This window comes from Pseudomonas umsongensis, assembly GCF_012647205.1.
Lineage (GTDB): Bacteria > Pseudomonadota > Gammaproteobacteria > Pseudomonadales > Pseudomonadaceae > Aquipseudomonas > Aquipseudomonas umsongensis.
The window spans coordinates 2,306,526-2,327,666 of record NZ_CP051487.1 but is presented as its reverse complement, the minus strand read 5'-3'; the positions used below and the strand labels follow the sequence as shown (position 1 = coordinate 2,327,666).

Below are 21,141 nucleotides of genomic sequence, written 5' to 3'. Positions count from 1 at the left end.
CCTTCTCCTGAAAATAGAGAGCCTGAAATTAGAGAGCCTGAAATAGAGAGCCTGAAAAAACCTGAACAGGCGGGACAGCACGCGACTCAATGCAGCTCTGCAAAGTCGCTCAGCACGTCATCGCGCAGGGCGATGAAACGGCTGTCACTGCGATTGCGTGGACGCGGCAGATCGACGTCGACGATGCGCCGGATGCGCCCTGGGTTGGGTTGCATCACGACCACCCGGTCGCCGAGGAATACCGCCTCGTCCACATCGTGGGTGACCAGGATCATGGTGATTTTTTCCTTGGCCCAGATGTTCTGCAGCTCGCCCTGCAGCCGCGCGCGGGTCAAGGCGTCGAGGGCGCCCAGTGGTTCATCCAGCAGCAGCACGCTCGGACGATTGACCAAGCCGCGGGCGATGGCCACGCGTTGGGCCATGCCGCCGGAAATCTGATGCGGGTAGGACTCGATGAAGTCTTGCAGGCCGACCAGTTCAATGTGCTCGCGCACGGTGTCGCGCTTCTGCCCGGCGCTCAGCGGTGAATTCTTGAGGCCCACGGCGACGTTCTGCTCGACGTTGAGCCAGGGGAACAATCGGTGGTCCTGAAACACGATGCCGCGCTCCAGGCCCGTGCCCTTGATGGGTGTGCCACCGAGCAGGATGCGCCCGTCGAATTCCTCGTCCAGGCCGAGGATCAGCCGCAGCAGCGTGGATTTGCCGCAACCGCTGGCGCCGACGATGCTGATGAACTCGCCAGGGGCGATGTCGAGGTGGATGTTGTCGAGTACCTGCAATTGCGTCGAACTGCCAGGTTTGGAGATGAACCGCTTGCTGATGTGTTCCAGGGTCAGGCCGTTGCTCATGTTGCGATCCTTTTCAATGTGGCAATCAGTTAGTCGTGATGCCATACAGGCGCTGCATCCGCCGCTCAAGTGTCCGGGCCAGGGCGTTGAGGCCCCATCCCACCAGGCCGATAACCACCATTCCAAACAGCACCAGGTCCATCATGAAATGCTCGCTGCCATCGATCAGCGTGTTGCCGATCCCCTCCCCCGATACCAGCAGGTATTCGGCGCCGATGGTTGCCAGCCAGCTGTAGACCAGCGCCAGGTAGAGCCCGGTGAAAATCGACGGCAAGGCAGCAGGCAGCATCACCCCGATAATGGTTTGCCAACGGGTGAAGCCGTACACCCGCGCCACTTCCAACAAGTTGGGTGGGACGTTGCGCAGCCCATCGCAAGTGTTGACCACCACCGGTACCAGTGCGGCCAGTGACAGGAACACCACCTTGGCCACATCGCCCAGGCCGAACCACACCGAGATCAGCGGGATCCAGGCGAACAGGGAGATTTGCTTGAAGGTGTTGAAGCTTGGCCCCACCAAGCGCTCGAAATGCCGCGAAAGACCCAGCAGGCAACCCAGTACCAAGCCCAGCGCGGTGCCGATGAAAAAGCCACTGAGGTTGCGCGCAAGGCTCGCCGAAATCGCCCGCCAGAATTTGTCCGAGGTGATTTGATCCCAGGCTGTCGCCGCGACTTTTTCCGGCGAAACGAACAGCCCCGATTCACTCCAGCCCTGGTTCGAAGCCAACCACCACAGGGCAATCACCGAGATTGGCAAGACCCAACCGCGATACCGGTGGCTACTGCTACCTGATGACAAAGCCGCACTCATGACTGACGCCCTCCAACCGTTGGCCGTCCGCGATCTAGACGTTTCTGCGCGTAATCGAAACTGCGGTCGATCAGCAGGCCGAGCGCACCCACTATCACGACGGCCGCCATCACCAGGTCCAGTTGAAACAGCTGGCGTCCATAGACGATCAGGTAGCCCAGCCCTTCACTCGAGGCCACCAATTCGACCACCACCAGCGATAGCCAGGCCTTGGTGAAGCCCAGGCGGAACCCGGTAAACAGTGTCGGGATTGCCGCCGGCAGGACAATGGAGGTGACGCTTTGCCGACGGCTGAAGCCGTAGGTCCGGCCGACTTCCAACAAGCCCTTGGGCGCCTGGCGGAACGCCTGCAAGGTACACAGGGTGATTGGCACCAGGGCGGCCTTGGCAATCAGCACATACTTGAGCGTCTCGCCGATGCCGAACAGCAGCAAGGCGAACGGCAGCCAGCCCAATACTGGTATTTGCACCAGTGCGTTGAAAGTCGGCAGCAGGTAATCCTCCAGCGTCCGGGACAGTCCCATGGCCAGGCCCAGCGCTACACCGAGCAATGCGCCGAGGCTGAACCCGACGACAACCCGCTGCAGGCTGGCCGCTGCGTTGAGCCCCAGATCCCCGCTGACAACCAGGTCCGACAGCGCCTGGTAAACGTAGGCTGGCGGTGGCAGCACCTGCTCCGAAAGCCAGCCGCGTTCCACCCCCAGGTACCACAAACCCAGCAACAGCAACGGCAACAGCCAGGGCAAGGCCTTGTCACCCAGGTTCACGGACCAGGCTGAAGTGCGCGGTACCTCGACCTTGCGGACCGGGCGAGCGGGCGACGGTGGAAGACGTTTGACGTTGTCGCTCGGCAATGCCGGCGCCCCATACTTCTCGAGTCTTGCGGTCTGTGCCCTGGCCATTTTCCTAGCTCCCTTGCTTGCTGGTCGTCGTGGCCGCTACCGCGTTACCCGCCGGTTGCTTGCCATCCGGGCCGTAGGGCGTCCAGTAGTTTTCCAGTCCCTTGGCCTTGAGAGATTTCTGCAGATAACTGCTTTCGAACCAGCCATCGATACTGACCGGGCGACGGATGAGTTTTTCTTCCTTGGCCTGATCCGCCACGGCCTGATAGCGGCTGATCAGAAAGTTGTCGACCAGAGGCGAGGCCCGGTCCCTTAGAGGAACCCCGGTGAAGTCGGCACGCAGTGAATCGGCGGGGTCATTGCTCTTGGCCCATTCAGCGAAGACGTCATCGCGATGGCTCTCGTCCGATGTCCACTTCGCCGCGTCCACCAGCGTGTCGACGACCTTTTGCACCTTGTCCGGATGCTCTTTTTCATATTCACCGCGAACCACCAGCGCCGTCTGCCGGGTGTAGCGCACGTCCTGCTCGGGATTGTCGTAAACGATGTCGATCAGGCCCTTGTCACGCAGCTTGAACAACTCACGCCCACCGAATGCGGCATCCACGCCATTGGAAATCAATGCGGCCTGAGAGCTGCCGGTATCGAGGTTGATGGCCTTGATATCGCGCTCGGTCAGCCCGTGCTCCGCCAGCAGATTGATCATCACCAGATGGCCGTTGGTACCGCGGAAGATCGCGACCTTTTTGCCTTTGAGGTCCTCGATGGTCTTGAGGGGGGAGCCCTTGGGCACCGCCAGGTAGAGGTTGGCGCGCACACCCAACGCCGCCAACAACTTGGTGTCCAGTCCGTTGGAGCGCCCGACAACTGCAGGCAGATCGCCCTGGTAGGCGAAGTCCAGTTGCTGGTTGGAGAACGCTTCGTTGACCGCAGGTCCTGCCCCCTTGAAGAAGAACCACTGCACTTCGGTCCCGGTTCCGGCGAAGGCTTTTTCCAGCAATTGCTGATTGCGCACGATGCCCAGAGGCGAGCCGCTGAAGGTCACCGGGTCACCGCCACCGGCCGTGGCGACACCGATGCGCAAGACATCGGCCTCGGCCCCGGATACCGCAAGAACCGCAGCCAGCGCTGCAGCGATGCTGCCTTTTTTAAACAGGCGAATGCCATTGAGCTTCATGTCAGCCTTCCTTGTACCAATGAGAGTCGCTCGTCAGGCGGCGAGGTGTTTTTTGTCGGCTTCGGTTTTCGGCGAACGCGCCTCGGGGCTCGGCTTGAGCGCCTGGCTCAAGCGACCATCCACCCCGACCGGCACATCACCGTCGATGGTGGTACGGCGCACGATGCGCGGGGCATCGCCGTAATCGTTGATCGCGATGTGCTGGGTGGCGCGGTTGTCCCAGATCACCACATCGCCCTCCTGCCAGCGCCAGCGAACGGTGTTGTCGACATGGGTGATACGGTCGTGAAAAAGGCGAATCAGTTGTTTGGAATCGTTGCTACTGACACCTTGAATTTGTTTAACAAAGTGCCCCAACAACAAACTTCTTTCACCCGACTCCGGATGGACTCGCACTAATGGATGTTCGGTTTCGTAGACTTCAGCAGTGAACTGTTCACGATAACGCTTGAGTCCCGACTCGTCGGTATTACGCGGCGCCGCGTAGTCATATACGTTGGTGTGCAATGCGCGAAGATTATCGGCCAATTGTTTTAACGGGTCGGGTAAATCAGCATAGGCTGCTGCAGTATTGGCCCATACCGTATCACCGCCAAAGGGCGGAATTACAACACCACGCAAGATGGAAATCTTCGGGTAGTTGGCCACGAAGGTCACATCGGTGTGCCAGGAATTGGCGCGGGTTTCCTTGGCGTCCAAATGCAGGATCGCAGCGCCTTGTTCAGCGGAACGCACGGTCGGGTGCGGGACCTGATCGCCGAAGCGGCGGGAAAAAGCCTCGTGCTCGGCGTCATCCAGATGTTGGTCGCGAAAGAACAGCACTTTATATTTCAACAGTGCCTGATTAATGAAATCGAATGCCTCGGCGCTGATGCCGCCCCCCAACTTTACGCCTTCCAGTTGTGCCCCAATTCGACCGGCGACCGGTTTGATTTGAATAGTCATCGAGCTACCTCCTGTCTCACGAGTTGTTGTGGGACAGATCATAAAGTCATAAAAGCAGCGATGACTAATCACAAATTATTCTAAAGATAGATTAAGCCCGATATACCTGTCCCGTTATTAAATCCAGATAAAAGCTATAAGCCTCTTGTTATTAGCTAATAACTTTTTAGTAGCAATATAACGTTGATGGTGTGTTTGGGATTACGTTGGTGGGGTTGCTGAGGGGCTGGTTCCAGTCCGTACGTCAACGCAAGTCCCAGCGCCGGCTACAAGGGGTATAACTGTCAGAAACAGCAGGCGGGTCCCCCCAGGCCCTCCAAAGGCAACGTCCGGGTCAGGCGCCCCCACCTGATCGACGCCTGCGGCGCGGAGCGATGTGATGAATTCCAGGGCATGGCGATGGGCTCGCAAGAGCCTTATTGGCGGCATCGAGCTGGCCTTGCTGGTCACGCCACTGTACGCCAGCGCCATGTTCAAGTGCCAAGCCAGGGACGGAGCCATCAGCTACACCAGTCAAGCCATCGCCAGCGCCCGCTGCACTCGCGTGGATGGCATGGCTGGCGCCGGTGTCGGCGCCAAGCCCAAGGCCTTGCCACGGCTTGTGCAAGACGACGACTCCGGCGCGATGCGGATTCGGGTGTTCACTTTCATCCACAAGGGTGTTCGTCAATATGTGAGCCGGCGCCCGGAAGGAATTTCCGCGCGGGTCGATGTCCTTGAAGTCTATTACATCAAGGGTTGCTATCTGTGCAGGGCGCCGAAGGATTTCAAGGTCGCCTCACTGCGCCTGGACACCCGTTCCTATCGGCGGGAGATCGAAGCCGCTTCGGGTCAATATGGCGTCGACAGAGCGCTGGTCCGCGCGGTGATACATGCCGAATCGGCGTTTCGCCCCAACGCCATTTCCGAAGCCGGCGCCCAGGGACTGATGCAATTGATGCCCGCCACCGCCGAGCGCTTCGCCGTGGACGATCCGTTCGACGCCCGGCAGAACATTCGTGGCGGCGTGCGCTACCTGGCCTGGCTGCTCAAGCGCTTCAACGGCAACCAGGTGCTGGCGTTGGCCGGTTACAACGCTGGCGAAGCGTCTGTGGTCGAGCACAATGGGGTGCCTCCCTACGCCGAGACGCAATCCTACGTCACCCTCGTGCAGTCCTTGACCGAACGCTATCGTAACAATCGCTAGTTATTCCCGGCCACCCGTTCGCTTATCCGTTAGTTTCCTTCTACATTAAAGAGGTGCAGACGGAGCCAGCAGCGCATGAAGTCCTTGAAGTATTATGACAAAAATCGACACGCCACATGGTTAGAGTTGTTTTTTGACCTGATTTTTGTTGTTGCAATTGGCAAGGTTACGCACATTCTCGGTCATGTTCATCACGGGCACTTTGAGCCTGAGCAAGTATGGACGTTTTTACTGCTTTTTGTTCCATTATGGTGGATCTGGTCTAGTCACACGATTTACGCCAACAGGTTTGATACAGACAGTAACCCTCACCGCCTGGCAACATTGTTTATGATGTTGCTGCTCATTGTGCTCTCTGCACTGATTGAGAAAATACCAGAAGTAAACTATCCGCTTGTTATGGCCTGTTATTTTGGTATACGTGTCATCATCAGCATTTTGTACATATCGTCCAGAAGAAAACACGATGACCGTGGCAAATTCTCCGCCAGGCTTGGCTTCGCCCTGTTAGTCAGCGCAGTTATTAGTCTTTCATCCATTCTTTTTGACCCACCCATGCGTTACCTTGTTGCTTACCTTGGAATTTTTCTTGACATTCTCTTGCCTGTAATTGTCGGGAGCAACCTAAAGCCATTGCCAGCACATACAGAACACTTGGTTGAACGACTGGGCTTGCTCACCCTCATCTTATTGGGCGAGTCAGTCATTAGCCTTTCTGCAGGTTTATCCAACATTGAATGGGATCGTTATACCGTAATGACGGCAATCACCGGATTTATCATGGTTTGCAGTATCTGGTGGATCTATTTTGAAAGCTTTTACCTGCTGAGCAACAAAGAAAGCAGTATGAGTGGGCACTCCCTGATCTACTCGCACCTTTTTCTGTTTATGGGGCTAGCACTCCTCGCCAATTTGATCAGGCATGCGATCCTGAATGACATTGCGATACGCGATTTCCAGATTATGTCAATCATCGGCATGGCCTTGTTTTTCCTAGGCAAGCAATATGGCTATTTCGTAGCCGTGCCCAAAATAAGGAAATACATAATACAAAACACCTTGATCGTGTTGTCTTTGGGTGGGCTGGTTATATTCCTGCCCCGCGTCCAGTACATATTGGTCGGCCTGACAGCCACCATGATCTGTTATGTTTTCCTGAATTTCAGATATCGTGGAATGTTTATCAGGCCATAGGTAGGCCGGTACCTTCGGCAATCTGAGCGAACGACAGGTCTTTGGCTGGCTGGAGCTATCACGACAGGTGGTGGCAAACCCATAATGAGCATCGTGCCTTCATGGCCCGAGGTGTCTATGGCCAGGCACTGTATGTTGATCCGAAGGCCGAGGTCGTGATAGCGCGGTTCGCCAGCCATCCCGCCGCCGCCAACGTGGCTAACGATGCGACTTCCTTGCCGGCCCATGATGCTGTTGCCAAGTAGTTGATGAGCCAGTAACGCCAAGTTGTTGGCTCTGATTTGATTCTGAACCCGGGCTGCCAGGCCGTCGCTATCGACTCGATCAGTACCTCCAAAAGACAGGTGTGAGCAGCACCAGCACCGTCAGAATCTCCAGCCTTCCCAAGAGCATGCCGACCGTCAGCAGCCATTTTGCCGCATCCGGCAAGGTCGAGAAGTTGCCTGCTGGACCAATGATCGTCCCCAGGCCGGGACCCACGTTGCACACTGCGGTGGCAGCACCGCTTAAGGCTGTCGTCCAGTCAAGACCGATCAGCGCCAACCCCAGGGCAATGCCACCGATGGTGATGGTGAAAAAGAATGAAAAGGTCAGCAGCGAACGTGCGATGTCTTCGTCAATGGGATGGCCGTTGTATTTTTTCCGAATCACCGCACGAGGATGAATCAGTTGTTTCAAGCTGCCCATCAGCAAGGAGGAGGCGACCTGAAAGCGGAATATTTTAAGCCCTCCCGCCGTAGACCCAGAGCAGCCGCCGACGAAGGTCAAATAGAAAAACAGCAGAACAGAAAAGCTGCCCCATAAGGTGTAGTCCCCGAGGGCTAACCCCGTGGTCGTGACCACCGAGGTTACATTGACGGCCACGATACGAAACGCTTCCCACCAGCTGTAGTCGCTGTTAATGCACAACCACGTACCAAATAGCAGCCAGGTAATCACTAGAAATCCAATGAACCCTCGCACCTGATGGTCTTTTAATAATGCACTTTTGTTGCCCCGCAGTGTGGCGACATACAAGGTGAAAGGCAGGCTGCCCACTATCATGACGACCACGGATACCCAATGAATAGCCGGTTGAGGCCAGTGCGCCAGGGAGGCATCCGAGGTTGAAAAGCCGCCCGTTGAAATAAATGACATTGCATGATTTATCGCTTCGAAAGGTGTCATTCCCGCGACCCATAGCGCCAGAGCGGACACCCCGGTCAGCCCGAGGTAGAGCACCAGGATATATTTCGCCGCGACGTGAGAGCGTGGTGTGACTTTCTCTGACCAGTCTGAAGATTCTGTCTGGAACAAACGCATGCCGCCGACTCGCAACAAAGGCAGAATCGCCACGGCCATGCCGATAAAACCAATTCCCCCGAGCCAGTGCAGCATCGAGCGCCAAATCAACAATCCTGGTGACGCGGTATCCAGCCCCGTCAAAATCGTCGAGCCGGTGGTGGTGATGCCGGACATCGTTTCAAAAAATGCATCGGTATAGCTGATGTGATGGATGAGCACCATCGGCAAAGCCGCAAAGGCGCAGACGACAACCCAACTGGCCGTGGTCAACAGGTACATATCTCGTGGACGAAGTTGGGCAACCTCTGGACGCCCGCGAATAATCAGCGCCAGCCCACAGACGAAGGTGATCAGGCCCGACCAGAGAAACGCCGACAGATCATCACTGCGGTCATAAACCACCAGTGTAAACATGGGAATAACCATGCTCACGGCCAACGTGATCAAAAAAATACCCAGGATAAATCCGATAAGCCGCAGTACTGCAATGGACATAAAAAACGCCTGGCTGATGAGCGCCGCACAGTATCAATTGAGTCAACAGGGCTAGCCGTAAAATTTACGTAAAATTCCCCTGCAGAGCTGAGTCTAGCTAATCGGCATCAGCCATCTGCGCGAACGCTGGGCAATTCAATGCCCCTCGGAAATGACTGTATAGGCCGACACGATCGCTGATATGTTTGCCGCGCACACGATCACGTCCAATTGACGCCGATCCCATCAAGGAAGATGAAAACAGTGCTTGGCGCCCTGCTCCTTTTTTGCCTGAATACATCTGCATTCGCTGGCGACAACCCTATCGGTTTCCAACATGGATTTACGCCTGGCCGATATGGACGAATCAAGACTTCCAGATTCCGCACAACGTTTTGCTCTCGACATCAGGGATCAAGCCAGCTGTCTTCAAGCCTGCGCAGGCATCCACACCGTGATTCACCTGGCGGGCGACCCGAACCCGGACGCTGATTTCATGAGTTCCAGAACTGCCTTGTCGACCCACTGATTCATTGCTCAGGGAGAGCGCCATGCCTTTAGACATCCTGCTGTCGGAACATCCAACGGAAGAACAGCGGTCAGCCATTCTGGCTCCGTTGCTGGCCCACAATCTGGCCAAGGGTGGAGACGACGCCCATGAAACTTTTGCCCTGTTGCTGCGAGATCCTGACAGCAATGAAATCATTGGCGGGCTATACGGAAAGGTTTCCTATCGATGGCTGCTCATCGATCTTGTCAGTGTGCCCGAGTCGATGCGGGGCCAGGGCATTGGACAACGGCTTATGCACATGGCCGAAGACATCGCGCAGAAAAAGCACTGCATAGGTATCTGGCTGGAGACATTCAGTTTTCAGGCACCGGGATTTTATCAAAAGCTGGGCTACTGCGAATTTGGGCGCCTGACGGATTATCCGCCGGGACATACCCGAATGTTCTACCAGAAGCTGTTTTGCTGACGGCACACTGAACCTTGAACCGATTGCTGCACTTGATACCGGATTGCTATCAATTATTGGGCGCTCGTATTCGATGTCCGCCCCGGGTCGGCTTCGGCCCTTCGTGGCAGGCGAATTACGACAAGGCAGCATGCCTTTCCACACCTCGTCTTTTTCACCTGATGGATCAACGCCTTGCGGCGTTGTTCAGCGAGGGCTATTTAATGGGTGTCAAAATCAAACGATGGAACATAGCCTGCGCCGAGCAGATGTGGACACTTCGACGACACAAAATCATCACTTAATAAATCATCCGGACTTTTATACCGACTCGTGAAAACCCCAGTGATATTTAAAAGAGTATGTGGCAAGGATGATATGCTGATTTTCTGACTCTCTCTTTCCCTCAGCTTTAAAAGCTTGAGCGATTGCTGGCTTGAAACATTATCGGACGCCCAGATAAATGCCGAAACCGGGAGGTCATATTTATTGCCAATTCCATGACCCAAGAGCCCTCGACTGTCATCCATCATGTTTTCACCATGATCCGATGAATAAAACAAGACAGATGGTTTTTTGCTTAACTTCAATTGATCAATAATTGCGCTTAATAGCCAGTCCGTATATAAAATACTGTTATCATATTCTGCGGTAATTTTGTCCTTGAAGCTGTTTGTTGACGGCTGGAATTTATCAAAATGTTCTGGGTATCGGCGTGAATACTCAAAATGACTACCCTTGACATGAATAAATATGGCTTTCTTTTCTGTATCGCTTTTTTTTAGTATTTTTTCATATTCTGAAATTAATGCTCCATCATAGCTTCTCTCGAAATATTGACGGTACTGTGCCTCTGCAGCTATTTGTGGAATTATTCCTCCAAAACTATCAACTTCCTGTACAGACAACCAATAGGTCATGTACCCGGCTGCGCGATATATACTCACCAATGATTTTGTTGATACAATGGATTCCCAATCCCATATAGGCTCAAGACTCAGCATTGAAGGAACCGCGAACGAGGTATATGGGGCTGTCGTGCAAATATTGTTAAACTTGAAAATCCCCGCCTGCTTACCGAGATTTGGGGTTGTTTCCTTGTTATAACCGTAGAGGGACCAGTTGTGCGGCCGTGATGACTCACCGATCACAAAAACAATGGTTTCTATATTTGATTGATTCGACATGCTGGTTATTTTTACATCAGATTCTCGACGGCGCTTGATAAGTTTCTCCGTCCCCAAATACAAGTTTGCAGTAAGGGCCATTTGCGATAAATAACCTACTGGCGTGCTTTGATCTTTTGCAAGGAGATCCATGACTGCAGATTTCCCGAGAGAATTAAGTTTGACGGTTTTATAAAAATACGCCCCATACCCCACTAGCAAGGCGCTAACAACCAGAACAAAAATACCTTTGTTTTTATATAATTCGCGCTTATGCAGGCCTATTAATCCAGCCCCATAGCAAATAACAAAGATCACCAAAACGATACTGATGGACTGCCAATAGGTCGGTAAAAATTCGCTGGCCTCCTTATGGTTTGTCAAGCCAATAAACATATAGGCCGCTGTTAATTTCGAGTTGAAATTTAAAACCAAAAAGAGATCAACAGCTGCCAGCAAATAAAATGGCAGCAGAATGATGTGAACTTTGAATTGATTGGATGAAATAAATCTAATCGCCAAAAGCCACAACACCGACATGCCAAGGGTGTAAAAGACCAACAAATCAATTTTAGAGTATTGATAGTTTGTTAGCGTTCTAACAATCAACGGTGAAAGCAGATATGACCACAGTACTAAATTTGGCCATTCTGCTTTTAGTATTTTAGATGAGTAATCGATAATTTTGGCGGAGTTTTTCATTTGATAATTATTCTCGCAGGACACCCACATGCCTCCTCAGAGGGTAGCTCCAATTGGCGCGCTCGCTGTATCCTGTTAAAAATATTCTCTCCTTTGGCGACCAAACGTAGCGAGTCTCGGCTATTGCCAGCAAGCTTGTCGCGAAAAATCCAACTTGCAGAGCCCTCGAGGGCACGCTAACCCTCCAGGCGCCGCAAGGCTTGACACTGTTACCCCAGGCATTCTGGGGCAAATGAAGAAGCAGCCCGCGACCTACCTTGATGGCCGTTATACAATCAAGTTCGACGGCGTGCAGGGTTCGAACTGACGTTGCAATCTGTGCTTGCACAGCAATAGTGCCCAGGAAATCGGAGACAGCCCCTTATATAAATAATCAATCAGGCTTCTTATAAATTCGCTAATTTCGCTTGATTACATGAAAACGGCCACGTCAACACCAACTAAGTCGTTTGCGCTGGAGCCTCCGTCATGCCTTCGAAAACTTGCGCTTTATCGAAAGCGTTTCGCCGAAGCCGGTGCGCCCCCGACGACCTCGAATTCCTCGATGACCCGGCGAAATTTCCCTTTACGTGCAACAGCGATCTACGCGACAACTGTGCAGGAGCAACGTCTGGTCCCGCGCGCGCGCAACCGCATAGCCAACTGATCGGCAGTCAGTTACCCGCCCAGACCCTCGATGTACGCCTCTGCCGCTGTAACTGCAGCGCTTGCGCCTGCTTGATCGGTTGCGGACGCAGCGCCTGAATGCCACGCAAGACATCACGTACCCGCGACGCTTTGGTCGGGTCATCGAAGCCGCATTGCTGTTGCCACTGAGCCATAGCCGCCAGGTGCGTGCGCGGTGTTGCTGGACAATTGAGCGCCATAGGCCGCCAGGTAGCGCGCCGGCAGCACCCCCGCCCCACTCCGTTTCAAAGTGCTCGACCGCTTGCGCATGGCGCCGCTCGTACTGTCGCTGCGCGCCGCTGGCAGTGGCGGCGCCGACGAAGGTGCACCGGGTCCGCGAGGCTGGGCGCCTAACGCTTATGCGGCTTACGCGAGGGACCTGGACGGTAACAAGCTGGCGGCTTACTGCTTCAAGGCCGCGTAAGCCGCATTGGCGCTGCGCTTAAATAGGAACATGGTTACTTCGCGAGTTGGCCGGTGACCCTGTTCCACCTTTTGTGTAGCGGGCAGCCGGTTGAATCCACAGCCCGCGGGAGACGCTCATACCAGAGCGCCTTTTGAGCGGGCTTTCCAGTGTGTTAAGTGGAGGTACCGAACAACCCACCGCCGCAACAGTGACAGCACCGGACAAGGCAATTACAATTTGATTAACATCCAGCGACTTGAGCGATTGAATACCCCATGGAAAGCAAGACTGCGCGCCTCACTGTGCTCATTGATCCCGTCAAGAAAAAAGCTTTCGAGGACCTCTGTGCAGCACAAGACCTGACGTCTTCGCAGGTGGTCCGCCAACTGATTCGTGACTACCTGGACACTCACGGCGCCAGCTATTCGACCAAGAGCAAGCATGCCACCAGCACCAAGTCATAACTACGACGGACAGTAGTCTCTAGAGAGTCGACGTGCCCTCTACATGACTGACAGCTTTAGCCAACGCAGTGTTGAAGTCGGCGTGGTAATGCTCCGGACCAATTTCTTGCAGGATACCCACTCTATCGAGCTTGTTGAGCACCTTCGTGTTCGCTTCGCAGAGCTTCACCACGATATGCCGCTTGTGCAGCTGCTGAATAACCTCCTCCAACACTTGCAAGCCCGTGATATCCATAAACGGTACGCGCTTCAGACGGATAATCAGCAGGTTTGGGTCAGTGTGGGTCTGAGCTATCACACGCTCGAAGGTCTCGGCCGCAGCAAAAAACAATGGCCCTTCAATCGTATAAATCAAAAGCCCTGGCGGTAGGCGAGTATGGCCATTGGTCCTCAGCTCTTCTTCAAGCTCGTGCTCCACGACCTGTTGCACTTCCACCGATGAGGCCATGCGGCGCATGAAGTGCAGCATCGCAAGAATGACGCCGATATTCACGGCGATCACCAAGTCACTGAACACCGTGAGGCTGAAAGTGATGAGCAGGATGGATACGTCTGCGCGTGGGGCTCGTTGGACCATGCGTTTGAAATGCTTCAACTCGCTCATGTTGTATGCGACCACGAATAGAATGGCAGCCAGGGCGCACAGTGGGATGTTTGAGGCTAGAGGTGCCAGGAACAGAACAATAAGCACCAAGGTGACTGCATGCGTAATGCCGGCCAGCGGGCTCGTACCGCCGTTACGGATATTGGTTGCAGTACGGGCAATGGCCCCGGTAGCTGCAAAGCCGCCAAACAATGGTGTGACCAGGTTGGCGACCCCCTGACCGATCAGCTCCTGATTGGAATCGTGCTTGGTGCCCGCCATGCCATCGGCCACCATCGCGGACAGCAGTGATTCGATTGCTCCAAGCATGGCGATAGTGAACGCCGGACCAATCAAATCGATGACGCGGGACGGCGTGATTTCAGGCAGGCTCAACGCTGGCAAGCCTTGAGGTATACCACCGAATGCACTGCCAATCGTGGCTACCCCCTCGAAATGAAAGGTTGACTGTATTGCTGTAGCGACCGCCATTGCGACCAGCGGCCCAGGCACCCGTTTGAGACCGGGAATTCTGGACGCGGTGATGACCAGGAAAAGGCTAAGTAGCGCCAGCAGGGTGGTGACCATGTGAAGATCCGGCAGGGCCTGTAGTAGATGCCAGAGCTTTTCATGGAAATGCTCTCCACTGATCGTCGGTAAACCGAAAAAGTCTTTCCACTGCCCGATCCAGATGATCACACCGATGCCCGCGGTGAATCCGACAATCACCGGGTCGGGGATAAACTTGATGATCGCACCGAGCCGTGCCATCCCCAGCAATAACAAGATGGCCCCCGCCATCATCGTGGCGATTTGCAGACCGTCAACGCCATGCTTGGCCGTGACCCCCGCCAGAATCACGATGAACGCACCTGTCGGTCCGGCGATCTGCAAGCGGCTTCCCCCAAAGAGTGAAACCAGCAGACCACCGATGATTGCGGTGTAAATGCCTTGCTCAGGTTTGACGCCAGATGCAATGGCAAACGCCATTGCCAGAGGGAGCGCCACGACCCCGACGATCACGCCAGACACCATATTTCGAAGCCAGTGTTCTCGCCCCAACAACCCCGCCTTCCATGCCTCACCTATCGCAATCATGGCTAGCCCCTCAGTGGATGCATGTGCATAATATTAACATACAGTGATAATTCAAATGCCCTAGATCCACTGCTTCGAGCGGCTGGAGATGTTTATAGTGAAAGCTCAGATGGAGCTGGGCGGGCATGCACTGCAAATAGAGAATTTTGAGAGCGCGCGTAGCGTGGTGACCGACATGAATCGTAAAACTGTGCAAACCAAACATGCCGAAGGCGTGACCTTCGACACCCATGTGATCGCAAACCCGACCAACCCCAAGGAGTGGATAGTGTTCTTCAAGAAGGACGCTGGCAGGAGTTATTTCTTGGTTGATGACAACGAGGAGGTCGAGTCTTTTGGGCATCTGGATGACTTGATCGCCGAGCTTCGAGACCTGGGCCTCAAGACCGCTGAAATCCACTTTTAACCCTTGGATCACGCTTTGGAGACATGATCATGTCAGTGAAGATCGAGTATCTGCCAAGCTCTGCCAGCACAGCCGCGTTGATCAGGCCGCGAGTGTCGGAGCCACCGCTCGCGCACACCACCAGATAATCGACACTCGCCGCCAGTGCTTGTACATCGTTACACCAGCGATAGGGCACATCAGCCTTTCGCGTGCGCCCCGTATACGCAATGCTCATACCGAACGCCTGGGCTCGCAAAGCCACTGCTCTGCCAATCCTTTTCGTCGAGCAGCGAATACGAGTGGCAGTCAAAATGCTCGCGCAGGCGGATGATCAAACTATCGGGCAAGCGCGACAGCAGTAGCAAGGTGGGTTTCATCGCGTGGTCACTCTCGACAAGGTTCAAGGCACCAGCGGCATGGGCGTCCGCCATGCCGCCGCGACTGGAGAGGAAGGCTTACTCAAGAACGCCTGGATCGCGCCGGATTTCCTCGCGAGCCATGGCTTCCCACAGGAATGGAAACCCATTGGCATCGGTGCGCCCTCCCGTTGCAACCGCGACGCTGGCGGGCAACGGTGAGCCGCCGCCGAGCATTTCGACATGCCAGGCCAAGCGGCTGCGCCACTCCAGGGTGATGGCGCGCAAATGTGCCTGGCGAATGCCGTTGGCCACCACCAGTACGCCATGGTTGGCGAGCAACGCCCATTTTTGCGTTCCAAGAGCGTCCACGACGGCACGGCCTCGCTCTGTGTCTTCAACGGTGCCCTGATACTCGTCGTAGAGCACTGGGTCCGTGTCGACCAAGGCGGACGTCTGGTCATAGATCGGTGGAACACGCCCGGCCGCCGACCACACCGATCCCCACTGTGGGTGGTTGTGGATCACTACGCCGACATCATGCCGGGCGTTATGTACATCAATGTGCAGGTTGATGGCCGGGGTGATGTTCCACTGCCCTTCGATCACCGTGCCTTGTGGATCGAGGCGCACGATATCCGAGGCGGTCACTTCACCCCAGGTCAGCTCCCATGGGTTGGCCAGGTAAGTGCCGTCGTCCTGGCGAACGGTGATGTGGCCGGCGATGTGGTCGTTATAACCCTCGCGATACAACACCCGGCACAGCAATGCCACGGCCTGGTGCGGTGTCAATTCGGGCAGCAGCGCATGGCGACCCGGCTTGGGCGCGTAGCGGGCCAGCAATTCCTTGTTCAGCGTGTCCTTCAACATAGCTGTTTCCTCTTCTGCGACTGTCAAAAGCTGTGATTGACCCAACAATGGATTACCCGTGGAAAGGTCCGCGAGCGAATACCGAGGTGCGCTGCATGCGCCGTTGGTGCGGTTGATAGTCCAGGATGGCGTTGTGGAGCACGCTGCGGTTGTCCCAGAGCACCATGTCACCGACGCGCCAGCGATGGCGGAAACCGAATTGAACGTGTTGGCAGTGCGCATGCAGGTAGGCAAGGATGGCGTCGCCCTCGGGGACCGCCAGGCCGTCGATGTGGGTGGTGTAGGTGGGGCTCAGGTACAGCGCCTTGCGTCCTGTCACCGGGTGCCGAGTGACCAGCGGATGCAGGTGTCGTCGGTTTGCCTTGATGACCTCGACATAGCGCTCGTGCGTGACCACGTTTTGGCGCAGCGCCGTCGTCATGGGCCCGTTCATGTCATGCCAGGCGCTGAGGCCTTCGAGGTAGTGCTTCATGCCTTCGGACAGCGCGTCGTAGGCCGTGGTCATGCTGATCCAGCAGGTGTCGCCACCACACGGCGGCAGGATCTGGGCGTGAGTCATGGTGACAATCGGCGGGCTGGGCAGGAAGCTCTCGTCGTGGTGCCACATATCAGCTCGATCGCCCAGTTTGGAGTCGATCACGGTGATTTGTTCAAAGCCCTCACCCAGGTTCGGGTAGAAGGTGTGTACTTCCGGCTCACCGAAATACCGTGCAATCGCCAGATGTTGCTCCGGCTTAAGCCCTGGGACGTGCAACACGACGGCTTCATGCTTGATGAGTACGGCCTCGAGCGCCGCCAGCGTTTCTGGCAAAACGACTGAAGCCGGATCCAGGTCAAGCACTTCGGCACCCAGGCTTGGGCCAAGGGGCCGGACGGTGAAAAATGAAGACATGGGCAATCTCCCGGTAGGTTGGAACATCCGATCTCATGGGCGCATCACTACGCGTTTGAACGATGTCTGATCGACGAAAACGATCATACTCAGGTCGCGACTGCTGGAATATTCGCATTCCGGAAGCGCCTAAAAACCAAATTAACTTATTGATTAAATTGATAAATATTGAATTTTTAGTACCGCGCGAAATACAACACTCGGATTTCCATGAACAAGAAAGGCCCTGATACCAGGATGGCCCCACACGCTTCGCCGGAGCAGCTTCCCGCGTTACGCAAGCGTCCGACCCAGTCACGCTCTCGCGCACTGGTCGAAGCCGTGGAGCAGGCGTGCCTGCGGATTCTGGATGAGGCCGGGGAGCAAGCGCTGACTGTCGCCCGCATCGCGGAAATATCAGGGGTCGCCGTTGGCTCGATCTACCAATATTTCCCCAACAAGGACGCGATTGTCGCCTTGCTGTACGAGCGTGTTCTCGACGAGGAATCGGAGGAGCTACTGAGGGTGCGCGAACGGCTGGTTGGCATGCCATTGAAGTCGGCACTGCGCGATATTCTGGCCAACATCATTCGTGTCGAAACGCGCCTGTTCAAATTGAACAAGGCCTTTCACTTGCGCTACCACTGTGCCCTTCATCTGGGAATGTGGCGTGGCCCTTACCGCACGACGGGTGAATTCATCGAAGCGACCTGGCTGCCGCTCCTGCATCTGTATGAGCACGAGATCAGCACGGAGCACCCTGCCCTGGCGGCTTATCTGCTCGGGCAGGGGTTGCGCAGTGTGATCCGCTCGATACTGGAAGACATGCCGGCGCAGCTTGAGCATCCGGCCTTGCTCGACAGCCTGGTCGCCATGGCCATCGGTTGCCTGCGTCCATCTGCAGTCGACTGACTGGCGGACATACAGCAGTCCGGTAAGAGCCCCGTTTTTACACACTCTGGGCCAAAAGAGGTCATTGGATTTTGCTGGCAGACGGCACCAAACCAGCGGCGAGTGCCTCCAATAATGCACTGACCTTGGGAAGCGCCTGACGGCTCTTTGGCCAAATCAGATTGATCGCCAGGCCATCGGTGGCCAAGTGGGGAAGCACTTCAACCAATGTCCCCTCTTCAAGCTGACGTTTGATCAACCATGTGGGTAACTGCGCGATCCCGCATCCCGCCGATACCGCGATCACCAGTCCTTCGCCATCTCCCACAACGAACTTTGCAGCTATCGCCCTGCGTTCAATTTCGCCCGGGTGCTTTCCCGAAAAACTCCAAGGGCTAACCGTTCCATCCGCCCAGCCGTAAGCGATGCATTGATGCCGTTCCAGATCGCGATCGGTCACAGGTGTGCCGTGCTTACTCAAATATTCGGGAGACGCACAGAAGATATGCCACTCACTGCCCAGGTAGCGGTGCTCCAATGCGGCGGGCCAAACGTCCGAACCGCCGATGCGTACGACGATATCGACACCTTCCTCGATAGGGTCGATGAAACGGTCGGAAAACGAAATATGCGGGAGCAGCAGCGCATGTTCCTGGGCGAATTGCAGAATAACCGGAAGTGCCTGGAGGCGGCCGAATGCACCTGGAAGGTCAATGCGAATCCTGCCGCGAGGCTCAGTGTTTTCGGCAAGTAGGGACAGTTCAGCCTCTTCGAGGTCAGCCAGCACACCTGTACATGTGCGATAGAACGCAATCCCCGCATCTGTCAGCGACAAGCTTCGAGTTGTGCGATGGAACAACCGAGTCCCAAGCCTGCTCTCCAATCGAGCGATCCCTTTGCTGATGGCCGAAGCCGTCAGGTTCATCCGCTCGGCAGCGCCTTTGAAACTGCCGGAGTCGGCGACGCAGACAAATACATCAATGCCCTTTAATCGTTCGGAGGAAAACATGGACGCCCGCATTCATGAATTGAGTTCTGTCGACAGGATAAAAAACATCATAAATCAGAACACAATTCCCCAGTAAGCTAGATTCGCGCATCAATCAACACTGTGCGACTGACGAACACCCTAAAAACAACCTGCTGAACGATGAGGCAAGGATGCTGACCACGCTAAAAAATTATCCGACGACAATAAATTTGCTGCTGTCAACATCCCTGATATTGACCCTGGCGCGAGCAATCACCCTGCCCTATCTGGTCATTTACCTTTCCGGCAGTTTCAGCTTGAGCGTCGCCGATATCGGCCTGGTTGTGGGCAGCACACTGATCATCGACTCGTTATTGAGTCTTTACGGTGGCTTTCTTGTCGACAAGATGTCCAGTTACCGGCTGATCCTGGGCTTTAGTGGGGTGTTCACGCTGGGGTTTCTCGGGACGTTCCTGGCTCGCGATCTTTGGCTGTTCTACAGCTGCCTGGTACTGATCAACCTGGCTTATGCGGTCATTGATATCGCGGTCAAATCAGGATTTGGCAGCCTGCTTCCCGTCACTGATCGCAGCGAAGTTTTCTCGATCAAATATACCCTGACCAATATCGGGTATGCCGTCGGCCCGTTTCTTGGCGCTGCCATGGCCAAGCTGGATATCAGCTTGCCATTCCTGTTGTCTGCCGGGCTTGGAGCGGGATTCTTCTTCATCTATTTCGTTTGGGGCAACAGATACCTGAACGCTACCGATGAAGTTCAGCAACCAGTACCGTTTCTGGCCGTGGGAAAACTGTTACTGCAGGATTATCGGTTGGTGTGTTTCACCCTTGGAGGGCTACTCAGTGCAGTGGTCTTTGGCCAGTTCACCGCCTATCTCTCGCAGTATCTGGTGGTCATTGCTACCCCAGAATCCACCTACCAGATCATCAGTACCGTTGTGGCGACCAATGCGCTGATGGTGATCAGCTTGCAATACGCCATAGGCAGAAGGATCTCTCACAGACACCTGAATCTGTGGCTGGCCGCAGGGCTGAGTATGTTCATGATGGGCCTGGCGGGTTTTGCCCAGTCGACCTCTATTCTGCTCTGGGTCATCTCCATGGCCATTTTCACGGTCGGCGAGATCATCGTATTCCCCGTCGAGTACATGTTCATCGACAGAATCGCTCCGGACAACCTGCGCGGCATGTATTACGGAGCACAAAACCTGTCCAATCTCGGCGCGGCACTGGGACCGGTGCTTTGCGGAGTCGTATTGGCGACTCAGCCTCCCCACTACATCTTCTACATGCTTGCGCTCTTCATTGTTGCAGGGGGAATGTTTTACATCCTGGGAGCTACCCCTTTGAGCGCTACAACGGACAAGGAGCCTGATTGATGGTAAGCGTCCGGCAATGTCGTCTAGGCAGTTACGTAGACTTTGAGAGGGTGCCCGACTATGCGGACACCATCTCTGGCTAACTAGGCGCCTGGGCTTATCGATATTTCGGGTGCGTGGCTGACTGGAAAGTTTACCGAACGAGCAATGAAGCATTTTTCATGAGCTATTTTGTGCAGCGTCTGAGCTTTAGCGATTTCAGAACCCGATGCCAGGATCACTTTTGGCCTCAAAATAACTGAGGTGAACTGACCAGCGCCGTTGCTCTCCTCGACCATTGTTCCTTGAGCGTTGTCCTCGTAGGCCACCACAACGATCCCTGCCTCAGCGCAAAGGCCAAGGTACCAAAGCTTGTGACACGCAGATAAGGATGCCAAGAGCAATTCCTCGGGATTCCAGCGCGTGGGGTCTCCTCGAAAACTGGGATCGGACGACCCCTCTATTGGTGTTTTGCCGTTAGCTGCGATTACGTGCGCCCGGCTGTATCCCCGATAAGATGACGTTCCTGTCCCGTTGTTGCCGGCCCAAGTTACCTGAACTTCGTACTCGTGCGCTTTATCTACCATTGATCCCTCCTGGAAAAGTTTTCGAAAATT

23 protein-coding genes and 2 pseudogenes are annotated in these 21,141 nt (G+C 55.0%); 11 read left to right on the top strand and 14 right to left on the bottom strand.

Annotated elements, in window-relative coordinates:
* Nucleotides 1-86: 86 nt before the first annotated feature.
* The 5 genes from HGP31_RS10445 to HGP31_RS10425 are packed head-to-tail and all read right to left on the bottom strand — an operon-like array spanning nucleotide 87 to nucleotide 4,623.
* Entirely contained in the window at nucleotides 87-848 is a 762-nt protein-coding gene (locus HGP31_RS10445) for an ABC transporter ATP-binding protein (RefSeq protein WP_168757644.1), read from the bottom strand.
* Between the two features lie 25 nt (nucleotides 849-873).
* The gene (locus HGP31_RS10440; RefSeq protein WP_020799240.1) at nucleotides 874-1,659 is read right to left on the bottom strand and encodes an ABC transporter permease; all 786 of its coding nucleotides are present in this window, start codon (nucleotides 1,657-1,659) and stop codon (nucleotides 874-876) included.
* Entirely contained in the window at nucleotides 1,656-2,561 is a 906-nt protein-coding gene (locus HGP31_RS10435; protein WP_151141455.1) for an ABC transporter permease, read from the bottom strand. Before HGP31_RS10435 ends, HGP31_RS10440 begins: the two co-directional genes overlap by 4 nt.
* A 4-nt stretch (nucleotides 2,562-2,565) precedes the next feature.
* On the bottom strand, nucleotides 2,566-3,678 hold the full coding sequence (locus HGP31_RS10430; RefSeq protein WP_083348661.1) for an ABC transporter substrate-binding protein: 1,113 nt from the start codon (nucleotides 3,676-3,678) through the stop codon (nucleotides 2,566-2,568).
* A 33-nt stretch (nucleotides 3,679-3,711) separates the two neighbouring features.
* Nucleotides 3,712-4,623 (bottom strand): TauD/TfdA dioxygenase family protein, encoded by a 912-nt coding sequence (locus tag HGP31_RS10425; RefSeq protein ID WP_083348660.1) that lies wholly within the window; start codon nucleotides 4,621-4,623, stop codon nucleotides 3,712-3,714.
* Between the two features lie 379 nt (nucleotides 4,624-5,002).
* Here HGP31_RS10425 and HGP31_RS10420 point away from each other — a divergent pair, with 379 nt between their 5' ends.
* The 3 genes from HGP31_RS10420 to HGP31_RS10410 all read left to right on the top strand — a co-directional run bounded on the left by HGP31_RS10420 (nucleotide 5,003) and on the right by HGP31_RS10410 (nucleotide 7,248).
* Nucleotides 5,003-5,809, top strand: a complete 807-nt coding sequence (locus tag HGP31_RS10420) for a lytic transglycosylase domain-containing protein (protein ID WP_168757643.1) — start codon at nucleotides 5,003-5,005, stop codon at nucleotides 5,807-5,809.
* 75 nt (nucleotides 5,810-5,884) lie between these two features.
* On the top strand, nucleotides 5,885-7,003 hold the full coding sequence (locus HGP31_RS10415) for a low temperature requirement protein A (RefSeq protein ID WP_020799246.1): 1,119 nt from the start codon (nucleotides 5,885-5,887) through the stop codon (nucleotides 7,001-7,003).
* 101 nt (nucleotides 7,004-7,104) lie between these two features.
* Nucleotides 7,105-7,248: a hypothetical protein gene (locus HGP31_RS10410; protein WP_020799247.1), complete on the top strand. Its 144-nt coding sequence runs from the start codon at nucleotides 7,105-7,107 to the stop codon at nucleotides 7,246-7,248.
* A gap of 79 nt (nucleotides 7,249-7,327) precedes the next feature.
* Here HGP31_RS10410 and HGP31_RS10405 read toward each other — a convergent pair whose 3' ends face one another.
* Nucleotides 7,328-8,782 (bottom strand): TrkH family potassium uptake protein, encoded by a 1,455-nt coding sequence (locus tag HGP31_RS10405; RefSeq protein WP_168757642.1) that lies wholly within the window; start codon nucleotides 8,780-8,782, stop codon nucleotides 7,328-7,330.
* 316 nt (nucleotides 8,783-9,098) lie between these two features.
* Between HGP31_RS10405 and HGP31_RS10400 the strand changes: the two genes are divergently transcribed.
* Nucleotides 9,099-9,290, top strand: coding sequence for a hypothetical protein (locus tag HGP31_RS10400; protein WP_240963532.1), 192 nt, complete (start codon nucleotides 9,099-9,101; stop codon nucleotides 9,288-9,290).
* Between the two features lie 22 nt (nucleotides 9,291-9,312).
* Entirely contained in the window at nucleotides 9,313-9,738 is a 426-nt protein-coding gene (locus tag HGP31_RS10395) for a GNAT family N-acetyltransferase (protein ID WP_168757641.1), read from the top strand.
* Nucleotides 9,739-9,938: 200 nt separating this feature from the next.
* Here HGP31_RS10395 and HGP31_RS10390 read toward each other — a convergent pair whose 3' ends face one another.
* A complete protein-coding gene (locus tag HGP31_RS10390) occupies nucleotides 9,939-11,585 on the bottom strand; it encodes a phosphoethanolamine transferase (RefSeq protein WP_168757640.1) in 1,647 nt (548 codons plus the stop codon).
* Nucleotides 11,586-12,013: 428 nt separating this feature from the next.
* Between HGP31_RS10390 and HGP31_RS30470 the strand changes: the two are divergent.
* Nucleotides 12,014-12,179 (top strand): annotated as a pseudogene (locus HGP31_RS30470) (phenylacetate--CoA ligase); the annotation flags it as partial.
* A gap of 59 nt (nucleotides 12,180-12,238) precedes the next feature.
* Here the strand turns inward: HGP31_RS30470 and HGP31_RS10385 are convergent.
* Nucleotides 12,239-12,451, bottom strand: coding sequence for a phage integrase family protein (locus HGP31_RS10385; RefSeq protein WP_020800164.1), 213 nt, complete (start codon nucleotides 12,449-12,451; stop codon nucleotides 12,239-12,241).
* Nucleotides 12,452-12,558: 107 nt separating this feature from the next.
* Here HGP31_RS10385 and HGP31_RS10380 point away from each other — a divergent pair.
* Nucleotides 12,559-12,675, top strand: a pseudogene (locus HGP31_RS10380) (VOC family protein); the annotation flags it as partial.
* A 257-nt stretch (nucleotides 12,676-12,932) separates the two neighbouring features.
* Nucleotides 12,933-13,121: a ribbon-helix-helix protein, CopG family gene (locus HGP31_RS10375; RefSeq protein WP_020800162.1), complete on the top strand. Its 189-nt coding sequence runs from the start codon at nucleotides 12,933-12,935 to the stop codon at nucleotides 13,119-13,121.
* A 19-nt stretch (nucleotides 13,122-13,140) separates the two neighbouring features.
* On the opposite strand, the gene HGP31_RS10370 is transcribed toward HGP31_RS10375, so the two are convergent.
* A complete protein-coding gene (locus HGP31_RS10370) occupies nucleotides 13,141-14,802 on the bottom strand; it encodes a SulP family inorganic anion transporter (RefSeq protein ID WP_168757639.1) in 1,662 nt (553 codons plus the stop codon).
* 175 nt (nucleotides 14,803-14,977) lie between these two features.
* Between HGP31_RS10370 and HGP31_RS10365 the strand changes: the two genes are divergently transcribed.
* Nucleotides 14,978-15,208 carry a hypothetical protein gene (locus HGP31_RS10365; protein WP_033039294.1) on the top strand — a complete coding sequence of 77 codons (231 nt, stop codon included), beginning with the start codon at nucleotides 14,978-14,980 and terminating at the stop codon, nucleotides 15,206-15,208.
* Here HGP31_RS10365 and HGP31_RS10360 read toward each other — a convergent pair.
* The 3 genes from HGP31_RS10360 to HGP31_RS10350 all read right to left on the bottom strand — a co-directional run bounded on the left by HGP31_RS10360 (nucleotide 15,183) and on the right by HGP31_RS10350 (nucleotide 17,308).
* Nucleotides 15,183-15,425, bottom strand: a complete 243-nt coding sequence (locus tag HGP31_RS10360; RefSeq protein ID WP_168757638.1) for a hypothetical protein — start codon at nucleotides 15,423-15,425, stop codon at nucleotides 15,183-15,185. The two genes, HGP31_RS10365 and HGP31_RS10360, sit on opposite strands and share 26 nt — an antisense overlap.
* 220 nt (nucleotides 15,426-15,645) lie before the next feature.
* Nucleotides 15,646-16,416: a class II aldolase/adducin family protein gene (locus HGP31_RS10355; RefSeq protein ID WP_168757637.1), complete on the bottom strand. Its 771-nt coding sequence runs from the start codon at nucleotides 16,414-16,416 to the stop codon at nucleotides 15,646-15,648.
* Nucleotides 16,417-16,468: 52 nt separating this feature from the next.
* Nucleotides 16,469-17,308, bottom strand: a complete 840-nt coding sequence (locus HGP31_RS10350) for a TauD/TfdA dioxygenase family protein (protein WP_168757636.1) — start codon at nucleotides 17,306-17,308, stop codon at nucleotides 16,469-16,471.
* A gap of 237 nt (nucleotides 17,309-17,545) precedes the next feature.
* Here HGP31_RS10350 and HGP31_RS10345 point away from each other — a divergent pair, with 237 nt between their 5' ends.
* Nucleotides 17,546-18,199: a TetR/AcrR family transcriptional regulator gene (locus HGP31_RS10345; protein WP_240963531.1), complete on the top strand. Its 654-nt coding sequence runs from the start codon at nucleotides 17,546-17,548 to the stop codon at nucleotides 18,197-18,199.
* Between the two features lie 61 nt (nucleotides 18,200-18,260).
* Here HGP31_RS10345 and HGP31_RS10340 read toward each other — a convergent pair whose 3' ends face one another.
* Nucleotides 18,261-19,187, bottom strand: coding sequence for a LysR family transcriptional regulator (locus tag HGP31_RS10340; RefSeq protein WP_168757634.1), 927 nt, complete (start codon nucleotides 19,185-19,187; stop codon nucleotides 18,261-18,263).
* Between the two features lie 152 nt (nucleotides 19,188-19,339).
* Here HGP31_RS10340 and HGP31_RS10335 point away from each other — a divergent pair, with 152 nt between their 5' ends.
* Entirely contained in the window at nucleotides 19,340-20,545 is a 1,206-nt protein-coding gene (locus HGP31_RS10335; RefSeq protein WP_168757633.1) for an MFS transporter, read from the top strand.
* 83 nt (nucleotides 20,546-20,628) lie between these two features.
* Here HGP31_RS10335 and HGP31_RS10330 read toward each other — a convergent pair whose 3' ends face one another.
* Nucleotides 20,629-21,111 (bottom strand): OsmC family protein, encoded by a 483-nt coding sequence (locus HGP31_RS10330; RefSeq protein WP_168757632.1) that lies wholly within the window; start codon nucleotides 21,109-21,111, stop codon nucleotides 20,629-20,631.
* Nucleotides 21,112-21,141: the final 30 nt, after the last annotated feature.